The 13,536-nt window shown below is 66.5% G+C and carries 13 protein-coding genes and 1 tRNA gene; 4 read left to right on the forward strand and 10 right to left on the reverse strand.

Features of this window, described 5'->3' with window-relative positions; all coding sequences use genetic code 11:
• Window positions 1–321: 321 nt before the first annotated feature.
• Window positions 322–1,968 (reverse strand): alpha,alpha-trehalose-phosphate synthase (UDP-forming), encoded by a 1,647-nt coding sequence (locus ACWEWT_RS33830; protein ID WP_452564955.1) that lies wholly within the window; start codon window positions 1,966–1,968, stop codon window positions 322–324.
• A gap of 89 nt (window positions 1,969–2,057) precedes the next feature.
• Complete coding sequence (locus ACWEWT_RS33835; protein WP_189094399.1) at window positions 2,058–2,228, reverse strand: hypothetical protein; 171 nt, start codon at window positions 2,226–2,228, stop codon at window positions 2,058–2,060.
• Between the two features lie 144 nt (window positions 2,229–2,372).
• On the opposite strand from ACWEWT_RS33835, the gene ACWEWT_RS33840 reads away from it, so the two are divergent.
• From ACWEWT_RS33840 to ACWEWT_RS33855, 4 genes are all read left to right on the forward strand, one after another.
• Complete coding sequence (locus ACWEWT_RS33840; protein ID WP_452564922.1) at window positions 2,373–3,206, forward strand: alpha/beta fold hydrolase; 834 nt, start codon at window positions 2,373–2,375, stop codon at window positions 3,204–3,206.
• A gap of 147 nt (window positions 3,207–3,353) precedes the next feature.
• Window positions 3,354–3,584, forward strand: a complete 231-nt coding sequence (locus ACWEWT_RS33845) for an MbtH family protein (RefSeq protein WP_452564923.1) — start codon at window positions 3,354–3,356, stop codon at window positions 3,582–3,584.
• A 170-nt stretch (window positions 3,585–3,754) separates the two neighbouring features.
• Window positions 3,755–3,827 (forward strand) — tRNA-Thr (locus ACWEWT_RS33850).
• 53 nt (window positions 3,828–3,880) lie between these two features.
• On the forward strand, window positions 3,881–4,285 hold the full coding sequence (locus ACWEWT_RS33855) for an HNH endonuclease (protein WP_452564924.1): 405 nt from the start codon (window positions 3,881–3,883) through the stop codon (window positions 4,283–4,285).
• Window positions 4,286–4,317: 32 nt separating this feature from the next.
• On the opposite strand, the gene ACWEWT_RS33860 is transcribed toward ACWEWT_RS33855, so the two are convergent.
• From ACWEWT_RS33860 to ACWEWT_RS33895, 8 genes are all read right to left on the reverse strand, one after another.
• Entirely contained in the window at window positions 4,318–4,809 is a 492-nt protein-coding gene (locus tag ACWEWT_RS33860) for a h domain protein (protein WP_452564925.1), read from the reverse strand.
• A gap of 182 nt (window positions 4,810–4,991) precedes the next feature.
• Window positions 4,992–5,936 (reverse strand): hypothetical protein, encoded by a 945-nt coding sequence (locus ACWEWT_RS33865; protein WP_452564926.1) that lies wholly within the window; start codon window positions 5,934–5,936, stop codon window positions 4,992–4,994.
• Complete coding sequence (locus ACWEWT_RS33870) at window positions 5,933–7,399, reverse strand: MCE family protein (RefSeq protein ID WP_452564927.1); 1,467 nt, start codon at window positions 7,397–7,399, stop codon at window positions 5,933–5,935. Before ACWEWT_RS33870 ends, ACWEWT_RS33865 begins: the two co-directional genes overlap by 4 nt.
• The gene (locus ACWEWT_RS33875; RefSeq protein ID WP_452564928.1) at window positions 7,396–8,667 is read right to left on the reverse strand and encodes an MCE family protein; all 1,272 of its coding nucleotides are present in this window, start codon (window positions 8,665–8,667) and stop codon (window positions 7,396–7,398) included. The genes ACWEWT_RS33870 and ACWEWT_RS33875 overlap by 4 nt, the downstream gene beginning before the upstream one ends.
• The gene (locus tag ACWEWT_RS33880) at window positions 8,664–9,983 is read right to left on the reverse strand and encodes an MCE family protein (RefSeq protein ID WP_452564929.1); all 1,320 of its coding nucleotides are present in this window, start codon (window positions 9,981–9,983) and stop codon (window positions 8,664–8,666) included. The genes ACWEWT_RS33875 and ACWEWT_RS33880 overlap by 4 nt, the downstream gene beginning before the upstream one ends.
• Before the next feature lie 324 nt (window positions 9,984–10,307).
• Entirely contained in the window at window positions 10,308–11,369 is a 1,062-nt protein-coding gene (locus ACWEWT_RS33885) for an MCE family protein (RefSeq protein ID WP_452564930.1), read from the reverse strand.
• The gene (locus tag ACWEWT_RS33890; RefSeq protein WP_452564931.1) at window positions 11,366–12,391 is read right to left on the reverse strand and encodes an MCE family protein; all 1,026 of its coding nucleotides are present in this window, start codon (window positions 12,389–12,391) and stop codon (window positions 11,366–11,368) included. The genes ACWEWT_RS33885 and ACWEWT_RS33890 overlap by 4 nt, the downstream gene beginning before the upstream one ends.
• Complete coding sequence (locus tag ACWEWT_RS33895; RefSeq protein WP_452564956.1) at window positions 12,388–13,521, reverse strand: MCE family protein; 1,134 nt, start codon at window positions 13,519–13,521, stop codon at window positions 12,388–12,390. Before ACWEWT_RS33895 ends, ACWEWT_RS33890 begins: the two co-directional genes overlap by 4 nt.
• Window positions 13,522–13,536: the final 15 nt, after the last annotated feature.

A 13,536-nucleotide genomic window follows, 5' to 3' on the forward strand; every position in this document is an offset into this window, starting at 1 on the left:
GCGCATGCGCCGAAGGCGCGAGTCTCGAGGCCTGAACGGCGGGACACCAGGGGGCCTCGACCCCGCGACGCCGAAGGCGGCGCCAAAAACACAGCACCTTCACAAACAAGCCCGCGTCCCCGCCTTCACAAACAAGCCCGCATCCCCCGCCTTCGCAGACGAGCGGGACTCGATCGTGAATGCCGACACCCCCACCTGCGGACCGTGTGTTCGTCCTGTTCGCACCGGTCCGAGCCGAGCCGGTCCAGTGCAGCCCAGGCATCCGGATTCCCGGCGCCGGACTTCACCCGCGCTCACTTCCGGAGCACGCGGGCCGCGCAACTAGTCGTCGTGCGGCCCGGAATCCTCGTACTCGTGGTCGGCGTCGGCGTCGGCCATCAGGGCCTTCCCCGCCACCTGTCCTTGGGCCAGCGCGTCCAGGAACGCCCGAGCCCACCGGTCGACATCGTGGGCCAGAACCTGCCTGCGCAGAGAGCGCATCCGGCGGCGGCGGGTTTCGCGGTCGTCGGTGAGGGCATCGACTATGGCGTCCTTGACGCTGTCCAGGTCGTGCGGGTTGCACAGGTAGGACTGGCGGAGTTCGGCGGCGGCGCCGGTGAACTCGCTGAGCACCAGAGTTCCGTTGAGACCGGAGTGGCAGGCCACGTATTCCTTGGCGACCAGGTTCATACCGTCGCGCAGCGGAGTCACCAGCATGACGTCGGCGGCGACGAAGAAGGAGATGAGTTCTTCGCGGGCGATCGGACGATGCAGATAGTGCACGACGGGGTAGCCGACTCGGGCGAATTCGCCGTTGATGCGGCCGACCTGGCGTTCGATATCGCCACGCATCTGGATATAGCTCTCCACCCGTTCCCGGCTGGGGGTGGCCAGCTGGACCATCACGGTTTCCGCCGGGTCGATACGGCCCTCGGCCAGGAGTTCTTCGAGGGCGTTGAGGCGGATATCGATACCTTTGGTGTAGTCGAGGCGGTCGACACCGAGCAGGATGTTCTTGGGGCTGCCGAGTTCGGCGCGGATACGGGCCGCGCGTTCGCGGACCGAGCGTCGGCGCGAGTGTTCGTCGAGGCCGGCCGAATCGATGGAGATCGGGAAGGCGCCGACCCGGACCGTCCGGAAGCCGACCTGCACGACACCCATTTTCGAGCGCACCCCGATGGTGCCGCGGGAGGTGGGCTGGCCGGCCAGGCGCCGGGCCAGATACAGGAAGTTCTGGGCGCCACCGGGTAGGTGGAAGCCGATCAGGTCGGCGCCGAGCAGGCCCTCCACGATCTCGGTGCGCCACGGCATCTGCATGAACAGTTCCACCGGCGGGAACGGGATGTGCAGAAAGAACCCGATGGTGAGGTCGGGGCGCAGCATCCGCAGCATCTTGGGTACGAGTTGCAGCTGATAGTCCTGTACCCAGACCGTCGCGCCCTCGGCGGCGACTTTCGCGGTCTCCTCGGCGAAACGGCGGTTCACCTGGACATACGCCGACCACCACGCCCGGTTGTAGACCGGGCGGACGATGACGTCGTGGTACAGCGGCCACAGCGTCGCGTTGGAGAAACCCTCGTAGTACTGGGCGACCTCCTGCGCCGACAGCGGTACCGGATGCAGTTCCAGGCCGTCCTCGACGATCGGGTCGACGTCGACGTCCGGTACCCCGGCCCAGCCGACCCAGGCGCCCCGATTACTGCGCAGGACCGGTTCGAGCGCGGTCACCAGGCCACCGGGGCTGCGTTTCCAGCGACTGCTGCCGTCGGGCAGCTTCTCCAGATCGACCGGCAGCCGGTTGGCCACCACCACGAAACCGGAACCGGCCCCACGTTCGCGCAGGGGTTCGGCGTCCACCGGCTCGGGTACGGCCTCGGCCGGATCGATCGGGCTGTCTACCGGCCCGGAACCGTTGTGGTCTCCGGGCCGGTCCGCGGACACGGCGGTTTCATCCTCGGGGGTGGAATCGCTGGACGGCTGATCGGTCATCTGGTCCACTCACGCATCCTTTGCGCGGCGCTGAACGCCATGTAGTTGTGTGTGGGTCCGCCGACGTCGCCGTTGGCGCCGGCGACTGTTTACTCGGTGCGGACTCCCGGTCCGATACCGAGCATCGACAGGAGCATCCGGCATTCGTCGGCATCGGCGGCATAGGCGGCCACGACCCGCTGCGCCTGACGAGCGGTCTCGTCGGCGAGGGGTTCCAGTTCGTCGTCGGCGATACCGTTGGCGCTGCTCTTCGCGGCCATCTCGATCCTCCCGGCAGGTGCGCTTGTATGTGAAATGTCAATGGTATCTGTCGGGGGAAGTGGTCGCTCCCGCCGCGGGTAACGTTGCGGGGTCCCCGGGGCTATACCGTTGGCAGCAGAAACGATGAGGAAGGGGCCCGAAGCATGCCGTTGGCCACGGTGAACGGAATATCGCTCAACTATCAGGTCAAGGGAGACCGCGCCAAGGGCACCGATGTCAAAGGCGGCGGACCGCTGGTGGTGCTGATCATGGGCACCGGCAGTCCCGGCCGGGTGTGGGAACTGCACCAGGTACCCGCGCTACTGGCCGCGGGGTACCGGGTGTGCACCTTCGACAATCGCGGTATCGCACCCACTTACGAAGCCGCCGACGGTATGACCATTCACGAAATGGTGGCCGATACGGCGGCCCTGATCGAATTCCTGGACGAGGGGCCCGCACTCGTGGCCGGCACCTCGATGGGCGCCCGGGTAGCGCAGGAGTTGGCTCTGGCCCGGCCCGAACTGGTGCGCAAGGCCGTGTTCCTGGCCGGCCACGGCCGGCTGGACCAGTTCCAGAAGACGCTGTCGCTGGGCGAGCACGAAATGGATGCGAACGAGGTACGGCTGCCCGCCAAGTACGACGCCGCGCTGACCGCGGTGATGAATCTCTCGCCCGCCACGATGGCCGATACGAACAAGGCCCGGGACTGGCTCGATCTGTTCGAGTTCACCGGCGGTCCGGTCTCCCCGGGTATCCGGGCACAGCGGCGGATGGACCACGATTTCGACCGGCTGCACGCCTACCGCGCGATCACCGTACCGTGTCTGGCCGTCGGTTTCGCCGACGACCGGATGATCCCTCCGTACCTGGCCAGGGAGGTCGCCGATGCTATTCCGGGCGGTCGCTACCAGGAGGTTCCCGATGCCGGTCACTACGGCTATCTGGAGCGTCCGGACGCCGTGAACAAGATCTTGCGGGAATTCTTCGCCTCGTGAGGGAGGAGCCCACAGCTAACGCCGAGCTTGCTAGTGTCGACACATCGTTTGGGTTCGCGACGCGGCAGCCGGAGATCCAGACCCGAGCCGCCGGGGTGGGCCCACACAGATCCGAATCACAACCCACGAGCACCCCAGTGAGGTGAAATGAGCACCAACCCGTTCGACGACGAGGAAGGCCGCTTCTTCGTTCTGGTCAACGACGAAGAGCAGCACTCCCTGTGGCCCGCCTTCGCCGAGGTACCGGCCGGCTGGCGGGTGGTCTTCGGTGAGGACAGCCGTGCCGCCTGCGTGGAGTACGTGGAGCAGAACTGGACCGATATGCGGCCCAAGAGCCTGCGTGACGCCATGGCGGCGGACGAAGCGGCCCGCAAGTAGGGCCGGCGCTCCACGGGTCCGGCCGACGGCTCCGCCGCGTCCTGGGTGCGCCCCCTTACGGGGTGACGCACGCAGGACGTTCGAGCCCGGTGGTCGGGCTGTAATATTTCGCGAACTCGGGAGTCGCACCGTATGATCGGCTGCCGAGCGGCTGCATACACGGTCGCTCCGCCGCCTTGGCGCAACTGGCAGCGCAACGTACTTGTAATGCGTAGGTTGTGGGTTCGAGTCCCACAGGCGGCTCCGCCGTACTCCGGTCCACCGAACTGTCGGTGGGCCGGAGTATTTTTCGCGCCATGAGGCACTGCCGAGGGTGTTCAGCGCTGTTGATCGAGCGCAGTCAGAAGTTGTACTGCACGACGAGCTGTCAGCAGGCCGCGCAACGGGAGGCGAAAACCCGGCTTTGGCTGGCCACCGGCGATGCCGAGGTGGGCAGTTATCAAGGGCACTACATACGCGACTATCTCGCGCGGGCACAGCACGATAGTTGCGCGATCTGCGGAATCGGGAACGAATGGCAAGGAAAGCCACTGGTGTTCGTTCTCGACCATATCGACGGTGACCCGACCGATAATCGGCGGGAGAATCTACGACTGATCTGCCCGAATTGTGATTCGCAACTGTCGACATACAAAAGCCGTAACCGCGGACGGGGTCGGCATCTGAGGCGTGCGCGCTACGCCGATGGCCGGTCGTACTAGTCCGGCCACCGGCGAATGCCGCTCCGGACCGGTCAGATCGGGGTGACCGAGGCGACCAGCCACCGGTCGTCGGATTTGTCCAGCGCCACCCGGACCCGACTGCCCGTGGTAGTGCCCTGCGGGCTCTCCTTGCTGGTGGTCACCTGGTTCAGGAACAGCAGCACGACGGCGTGTGCCCGGTCGGCGGAGACGACTCCCCCGGCCTGAGTGCTCGCCTCGACCGTCAGCTCCTTCTCCTTGGCTCCCGGAACGATCGCCTTGTCGATCAGCTCGAGGTAGTCGGCCTTGAAGTCGGGAGCGAGATCCTCGGCGGTTTTGGGCAGTTCCTGGTCCACCGTCTGGAACTCGTAACTGAACATGGCCGATACCGTGCGGGTGGCCGCGGCCACCGCGTCGGTGCGGGACTGTTCGGACTGCCGGTAATCCCAGTACCGGTAGCCGCCGATACCGGCCACCACCGCCGCCGCGACCACGACCACGACCACCGCGGTGAGGCCGAGCAGGATCTTGTTACGCACGCTCATTCTCGGCTCCTCTCGGCCTGCGGGTCGGTCGTGCTGTCTCTTCTCGACATCCCCGGACACCACCCTCCGTGGTTACGCAAGCTGCCGCCTCCGGGCGCTGTCCGGTCATGCTGTACTCCTCCGGCATGCCCGGACACCACCCTCCGTGGTTACGCAAGCTGCCGCCTCCGGGCGCTGTCCGGTCATGCCACGAACTTCACGTCCGACGCGGTCAGCGTGCCGTCGTCGGCTCGCTGCACGGTCACCCGGAACCGGTAGAACCGCTGCTGCTGTTCCTGCGATCCCGCGTTGGTGAGCGTCTGCTTCGCCGCGATCAGGACCACGGCGGATTGCTCGTCGTCGCGTTCGACCGCGGCCTCGACCACCTCGCCGGTCGAGACGACCTTGGCCTGTTTGACGATTTCGGTGAACGGGTCCACCCGTCCGTCGAACTCGGTTTTGAAATCACCCGAGGCCATGGTGAGGATTCGGTCGATATCCTCTTTGGCGGTATCGGCGCGGATAGTGGTCAAGTTGAGAACGGTCTGCCGGGCGGTCGCCACATATTCGGAGCGGCGTTCGTCACGCTGCTGAGTGGACTGCACGGCCAACATCGAGACCACCGCGGCGCCGACCAGTCCGAACACCAGCACTGCCGCCGCGGCGAGACCGGCGATCTGCTTCCAGGACCGGGCCCCGCTGGTCTCCACTTCGTCCGGCTCCGCCTCGGACGCGGCGTCCGCCGGGGCGCCGCCGGACGAATCGGCCTTCTCCAGTCGCACGGTGTCCGCCGAGTCCGCCGATTCACCGGCGGACACCGTGGTCGCCTCCGCGGCGGCCTCTTCGATCGTGAGCTTCTGGGTAGCCGCCTCGGCGGCGGGCTTCTCCGTGGCCCCGAGCGCGACCTTCTCCGTGGCGGCCTCGGTCGACTCCGGAGTGGACTTCGTAGCGGCGGCCGCCGACCGCACGGTCGCGGCCTCCGGCTCGGCGGTGGCGGCCGGCTGATCCTCGGTGCCCGTTTTGTCCGCCGGCCGCGGATCGGCCGCCGCGGTTTCGAGCTTCTCGGTTGCCGAGTCCTCGGCGGGTGGTGGGCCCGCTGTCCGGCTGGCCCGCCTACGGTTGCGGCGGGGGTCCTTGGTCTCGCTCATCGTTGCTGCTCCTCGAACATTGCCTGCCAATCCGCGGGTACGGTGCCCGAACCGCCCGGGGCGATATCGCCCTGACGGTAGCTGCCGCCATCACTACCGGTGTAGACCCCGGTGGCCGGATCGTAGGAAAGCGCGGCGGCGGGGGTGCTTGCGCCCGAGAAACTAGCAGGTGCTGCGGGTACTCCCGCAACCCCCGGCGCCGTATCCGGCACGGAGGCGGGCGCCACAGGACCCGGCGGTTCGGTCGGTGCCACCGGCTGCGGCGGCCCGAACGGCGGGTTGGTGCCCTCCGGAACGTAACCGGTGCGGCACAATTCGGGCGACGGCGCGCGGCGGCCCGGATACTCCATACACGGCGTATTGCGGATACCGCGCACCGCGGTCTTATCGTCCTGCGGCACCTTGCAGTAGAGGCCCTTCGGCGTGTCGGGGGTGTCGAGTTCGGTGGGTTCGCGCCGCTGGTCGGGCGGTAGGAAGCCGGTCGTGCACGGCGGCGGATCGTTGAGCACGGTCATGAAGTCGACCAGCGCGCCGTACTCCATCGGCCCGCGCACCGCGGTGAGCAGGGCCGCGATCAGCGGCGGATACACCACCAGGATCTGTTCCAGACCGGAGTGATAGGTGACGCCCACCTGACCGAGGCTCACCAGGTTGTTCAGCAGCAACGGCAGCGTCGGGCGCAGATCGTCGAACTGCTGGGTCACCCGTTCCATGGCCGAGGGGCCGTTGGCGAGGATGCTGCGCAGCGCCGGATCATGGGCCCGCAGGGTATCGGTGACGGTTGCCAGATCCCGGGTCCACGAGCGGATCGCGGCATCGGAGTTCACCTGGGTGTCCAGCAGCGGGCCGATCTGCTCGATCAGCTGTTTGGTCGGCCCGACATTGTCGTTGGCTTCCTGCACCAGCAGCGAGGCGGAGTCGAGGAAACGCTGCAGATCCGGTCCGGCGCCGTTGAAGGCCTTGAACGCCTCGTCGATCACCTGCCGCAGCCGCGTATCGGCGACGCTGGCCAGCAGCCGGTCGGCCTGGTCCAGCAGTGCGCCCACATCCTGCGGGAGTTCGGTCTTGTCGACCGGGATCACGCTGCCGTCGTAGAGGTTGGCACTGCCGGGATCCGGTGGCGGGACCAGATCGACGTACTGCTCACCGATCGCCGAGACGCTGCGGATCAGTGCGGAGGAATCGGCGGGGATCTTGTAATCGCTGTCCACCGACAGCTTCGCTTCGACGCCCACGTCGGTGAGCCGCACTTCGCGGACCACACCGACATTGGTACCGCGGAAGGCGACATTGGCGTTCTGGTAGAGCCCGCCGGTGGCGGCCAGCTCCACCGTGACCTCGTAGCGGCCGATCCCGAGCAGCGCGGGCACACCCACGTAGGTACCGCCCATGACGGCGAGACCGACCACGGTGAGGATCGCGAAGATGGTCAGCTGGATTCGGACGAATCGGGAGAGCGTCACCGGCCCTCGCCCCCTTGCGGCTGCGGCCCGGGCATCGGCACGGTCAGTCCGGGTATGGCGGGCAGGCCGGGTATCGGCGGCAGCCCCGGAATCGTGGGTTGCGGCTGCTCACCGGCGGGCGCGCCGGGCGGCGGCGCCAGCGGGGTGGTCAGCGGGTTGCCCTGCTGTCCGGCGGCGCCGGCGACCTGTCCGAGTGCCACCTCGACGCCGCCGAACATACCGCCCAGCCCGGTACCGGTGAGGAAGTTGGAATCCAGCCGGGCACCGGTGAGGTCGACGGTCATGAACAGGTTCAGATAGTCGCCCTTGATGGCCCGGTCCAGGTTCTTCAACGGGAACGGGAAGGAGGCGATGATCTTCAGCGATTCGGTGAGGTCGGCACCGGTGTCGGCCAGCGTCTGCAGCACCGGGGCCAGATTGGCCAGGTTCGCTTTCAGATCGTCGCCGCTGGCGGCGATCAACCGGTTCACCACATCACTGAGCTCACCCAGTTTGGTGATGGTCGTGGTGATGTTCTGCCGGCGATCGGCGAGCACGGTGAGCGCCGGATGGATCTCCTCGATGGCCGCGGCGACCACATCGGTCTGCTGGACGAACTGACCGCTGACCCGGTCCAGACCCTCCATCGCGGCGATGATGTCGTTGCGCTGCCCGTCGAGGTTGCGGATCAGATCGTTCATCTGCGGGATCAGATCCCGTACTTCGTCCTCGTTACCGACGAGCGCTTTGTTGAGTTCACCGGTGATGTTCTCCAGCTGCGAGATACCGCCACCGTTGAGCACCACCGACAGCGAGGACAGCACCTGTTCGGTGGTCGGATAGACCCCGGCGCGGTCCAGCGGGATCACATCACCCGAGGCCAGCCGACCCTGCGGCGCCACATCGGCGGGCGGGGCCAGCTCGACGTGATTACTGCCGAGGAGACTCGTCTGACCGATTTTGGCGGTGGCGTTGGCCGGGAGCACCACATCGGGGTTCAGCGAAACGGTGACCAGCGCGTGCCAGTCCTCCACCTCGATATCGGTCACCGAGCCGACCGCGACGTCGTCGACACGTACCGGCGAATTCCGGGTCAGTGTCGTCACGTTCGGCATCTGGATCTTCACCTGGTAGGAGCCTTCGCCGGTGCCCTCGGTACCGGGCATCGGCAGCGAGTTGAGCCCGTCGTACTGACACGCCGTGGCCGATAACGCCACCGTCAGCCCGACACCCACCGCCGCGATCCGGCGCCGGGCACCCGGCAGCCGCAACTCGAGCCGGCGCATCATCGTCCTCCTCCGGGCAGACCGGGAATCTGGGGAAGTTGCACACCGGGGATGGCCAGCCCCGCGACCCCGGCCGGCACGGTGATCGGCGCGGGTTCGGGCGCGGCGGGCGGGCCCACCTTCTGCGGATCCACCTTTCCGGCCAGATCCGGTGTCGTGTACTCCAACTGGTTCGGGAACGCCGTCACACCGGTCGCGGGGTTGGTCATGATGGGCAGGTAGTTCATGGCCAGCGAACTGATCACCGGGGCGAGGTACTGGGCGCACAGATCGGCGCTGGTATCGGATTCGTGCTGTTCGAGGGCACGTACCGAACCACACAGGAAGCTCACCGGATCGGCGAAGTTGTTCAGCGAGATGGCACCGGTCAGCGTGCCCTGGGCGGGTTTGTAGATCTGGTAGAAATTCACCAGCGCGGTCGGGCCCGAATGCAGTGCCTGTTCGAGTTCCGGTCGTTTGTCGACCAGGATCTGGGTGACATCGGCCAGCCGCTGCACACCTTCGGTGAGTTCGGCACCGCTGCCGTCGAGGAACCGGTGCACATCGCCGAGCGCGAGGTCCAGATTGTCCAGACCCGCTCCGAGATCCGTGGAGACACCGGCCAGGACCCCCGATACCGACGCCAACCGGCCACCGAATTCGACGATCTGATCGTTGCTCTTGGAGAGCACGTCCACGAATTTCTGCAGATTCCGGATGGTGCCGAACAGATCGGTGCGACCGTCGGAGAGCGTGGTCAGCGTGGCCGAGAGTTCGTGCAGGGTGGTGCGGAAGGCGTCACCGTTTCCGTCCAGGTTGTCGGCCGCGGTATCGACGAAGCGGCCGAAGGATCCTTGGGGGTCGTCACCGACCGGACCGAGGGCGGTGGACAGTTTGTTCAGTTCGGTTTTGATGTCGTCCCATTCGACCGGGACAGCGGTGTGTTCGATCGGGATCTCGGCCCCGTCGGTGAGCTTGTCGCCACCGGTGTAGGCGGGCGCGATCTGGATGAACCGGGCCGATACCAGCGACGGCGCGATGATCACCGCGCGCGCGTCGGCGGGCAGATCGACGCTGCCGTCCACCGACATCGTCACCTTCACCTGTTCCTTGCCCGGTTCGATGCTGTCGATCTTGCCGATCGGCACCCCGAGCACCCGCACATCGTCGCCCGCGTACAGGCCACTGGTGGAGGTGAAATACGCGGTGATCTCGTTCTTGGTGATCCGCTGGAACGCCGTGTATCCGCCGAAGGCCACCAGCGCCACCACCACGACACCGGCGACGATCGCCACCCACTTACCGGGAACGGCCCGCACCTTGTCCTTCAGAGTCGTCATGGCATTCTCCTCAGCGGAGTCTCACGCGGTCCGCGGAAGACGGAGCGAACGCGGACGTATCGCAACATCCGGTCCGCGGAGGCCGTAGCGAAGGCGGAGGTATCGCAGTATCGCCTCATCGGTCCCTCCTCAGAGCAGCAGGTTCATGCGATCGGCGGAGCCCGGAGCGAAGGCGCAGGGACCGCAGTACCGTGCCCTCCCCCGAAGCAGATTCATGCGATCGGCGGAGGCCGTAGCGAAGGCGGAGGCACCGCATCCCGACCTCCTCCCGCGAAGCAGATTCATGCGATCGGCGGAGGCCGTAGCGAAGGCGGAGGTATCGCCTCATCGGGGCGGCTCCTGTGCGGACGGACCGATCTTGGGACCGGGTTCGAGCAGATAGGCCCGGAGCGATTCGGGCAGATGCTGCGGCCATACCAGCGCGTCCACCAGCGGGTGCAGCGTCTCACTGCTCGCGTTCACGACATAGGCGTTGAAGTACGGTCCGCTGCCGACCTGTTCACCGAGGGCCGCGGCGAACGGGCCCAGGCCGTCGAGCGCGCCGTTGATGTTGTCCCGGTTGCGCTGCAGTAGATCGAGCACCGAGTTGAGCTTGTCCAGCGCCGGTTTCAGCTGGGCCTCGTTATCGTGTACCAGCCCGGACAACTGCTGGGCCAGCGCGTTCACGTAGACGATCATCTGGCTGATGGCGGTGCGCCGCCGGTCCAGTTCGCCGAGCAGCTGATTACCGTCCACCAGTAGCGCGTTGATGGAATCGGCGCGGTCGGCCAGGATCTTGGTGACATCCTGGGCGCGGGTCAGCAGATCCGACAGTGCCTGGTCGCGGGCGTTGATGGTCCGCGACAGCGCGGTCACTCCGTCCAGCGCCGACCGTAGCGGCGCCGGGGTGTCGGCGAAGGCCGCCGACAGCGCGTCCAAGGTCTGGTTCACCTGTTGCAGGTCGAGGTCGCCCACCGTTCCGGCCAGATCACTGAGCGCCTCGTTCAGCGAGTACGGGGAGGTGGTGCGGGCCAGCGGAATGGTGTCGGTGACTTTGAGCGCTCCGTCACCGGACGGGTTCACCGCCAGCGATTTACGGCCCAGCACGGTGTTGGTCTTGATGGCCGCGGAGGTCTTGTCACCGAGCACGATCGATTCGTCGAGGCTGAAGCGCACCAGCACCTGCGCACCGTCCAGGCTCACATCCTCGACCTTGCCCGAACGGACCCCGGCGACCTCTACATCGTCACCGGTCACCAGGCCACCGGCATCGGCGAAGTTGGCGGTGAACGTCGCGCCACCGCGGATGAAGGGCAGTCGTTCGAACTGCAGGGCCGACAGCGCGACCGCCACCGCCAGTACCAGACCGACGACGCCGATGGTCACCGCGCGTGATTGCTCTTTCATTCGCTGGCACACCTTCCGGTCGTCTGCTCACCGGGTAGTTCGACCAGCAGCGGTTTCCCGTCCGGACCGTCGACCAGGAAATTCGTCCGGCACACGTACAGCTGCAGGAACGAACCGTAGGAACCGATGCGGATCAGCTTGCGATAGGTGGCCGGCAGTTTGTCGAGCACCCACTGCACGGTGTCCGAACCATTGTCGAGGTTGGTGGCCAGCCGCCCGGTCTGCGCGATGGTCGCCGCCAGATCGGGGCGGGCCTGGGCCAGCAGATCGGTGGTCGCGGCGGTGGCGTCGGCGATGCGCGGCAGCGCGGCACCGATCGGATCACGGTCGGCGGCCAGCCCGCTCACCAAGCGGCGCAGCTCGTCGATGGTGGTGGCGAACTGGTCGCCGCGATCGTCGATGGTTTTCAGCACCGAGTTCAGATTGTCGATGACGCTGCCGATGAGCGCGTCCCGGTCGGCGAGAGTTCTGGTGAACGATCCGCCGCTGTTGAGCAGTTCGACCAGGGTTCCGCCCTGGCCCTGGAAGATCTGCAGCAACGCGTTGGTCAGATCGTTGACCTGCGCCGGGTCCAGTCCGCGCAGCAGCGGTTTGAATCCGCCGAGCAGCATATCCAGATCCAGTGCGGGCGAGGTCTTGTCCAGACCGATGGTGCCGCCCTTGTTCAGGGTGGTGGCCGCACCGGGTCCCTCGAGCAGTTCCAGGTAGCGGTCACCGACCAGGTTCTCGTAGCGGATCGTCGCGCGGGTGCTGGTCAGCAGCGGGTATTTGGTGTCGACGTCGAATTTCACATGGGCGTGGTATTCGTCGTCGACCTTCACCGAGGAGATGGATCCGACCGGTACCCCGGCGATCCGGACCTTGTCGCCGGGCAGCATGCCCGAGGCGCTGGTGAAAACCGCGTTGTACCCGGTTTCCCGGGAGAAACGCATCTGCGAGAAGACCACCGCCAGACCGGCGAAGATCAGGGTCATCACCAGTGTGAAGACGGCGAGTTTGACAGTGGTACCGGTGTTCTTCACGGCGCGCCCACCCCCGGGAGCCCGGAGAACAGGACCTGGAAGACCTTGGGTGCGTTCAGTTCCAGCTTGGTCACCGGCGTGTAGGGATGTCCTTCCGAGGTGTCGGTGACGACATAGTCGGAATGACTGTCCGGCACCCGGTCGAGCAGCCCGGCGCAGCGCGGTCCGCCGGTGGCGGCCACCTTCGGGAGATCGTTCGGATAGGTGTAGGGCGGAGACCCGTACATGAATCCCGTGTTCAGGGCGACACCTTCCTGTCCACCGCCGAAGACCGCCTCACCCAGCGGCAGTGCCTTGGCACTGCCGCCGATCAGGCAGAACAGCGCATCCTTGTAACCGTTGAGCAGTTCACCGGTCGGCCGGAGCAGCTCCAGGGCCGTATCGATCTGTCCCTCGTTGTCACGCAGGACCGCACCGGTGGTGTCGGCCAGGCCGGTGAGGTTCGCCAGCAGGGAATCGATATCGGATTCCGATTCGGTGATGGTGCGGCTGCTGACCGTCGCGCCGTCCACTGTCCGCAACAGATCGCCGGAGACATCGGCGTAGAGGTTGGTCACCGCGGCCGTAGTGTTCAGGTCGCGCTGCAGGGTGGGCAGCGTCGGGTTGATCTCGCGCAGGTAGGAATCGCTGTCGGCGAGCAGTTTGCCGAGGCTTTCGCCGCGGCCCTGCAACGCGGTGCCCAGCGCGGCCAGGGTGGCGTTCAGCTTCTCCGGCTGCACATCGGCGAGAACATCGCTGAGATGCTGGAAGACCGTATTGAACTCGACGGTCACCTGTTCCGCGGCCAGCAACGCGCCGGGTTGCAGTGCGGTGGCGGCCGGTTCCTGCGGGATCACGAAGTTGATGTACTTCGCGCCGAATACAGTGGTCGAGCGGATATCGACGGTCGAGTTCGCCGGGACCAGGTGCAGCAGGTCCGGGTTCAGAGCCAGCCGCAGATTCGCACCGTCGGTGGTCCGGTCGATGCCGGCGACCCGGCCGATCTGTACCCCGCGCACCTTGACCTTGGCGTCGGGATCCAACACCAGACCGCTGCGCGGCGCGGAAACCGTCACCTCGACACTCGGGGTGAAACCGCCGAAGAACATGGTCAGGGAGACGACGACCGCGGCCACCGCGGCCAGCACCATGCCCACCCCGGCCAG

It is taken from the genome of Nocardia sp. NPDC003963 (assembly GCF_053605105.1).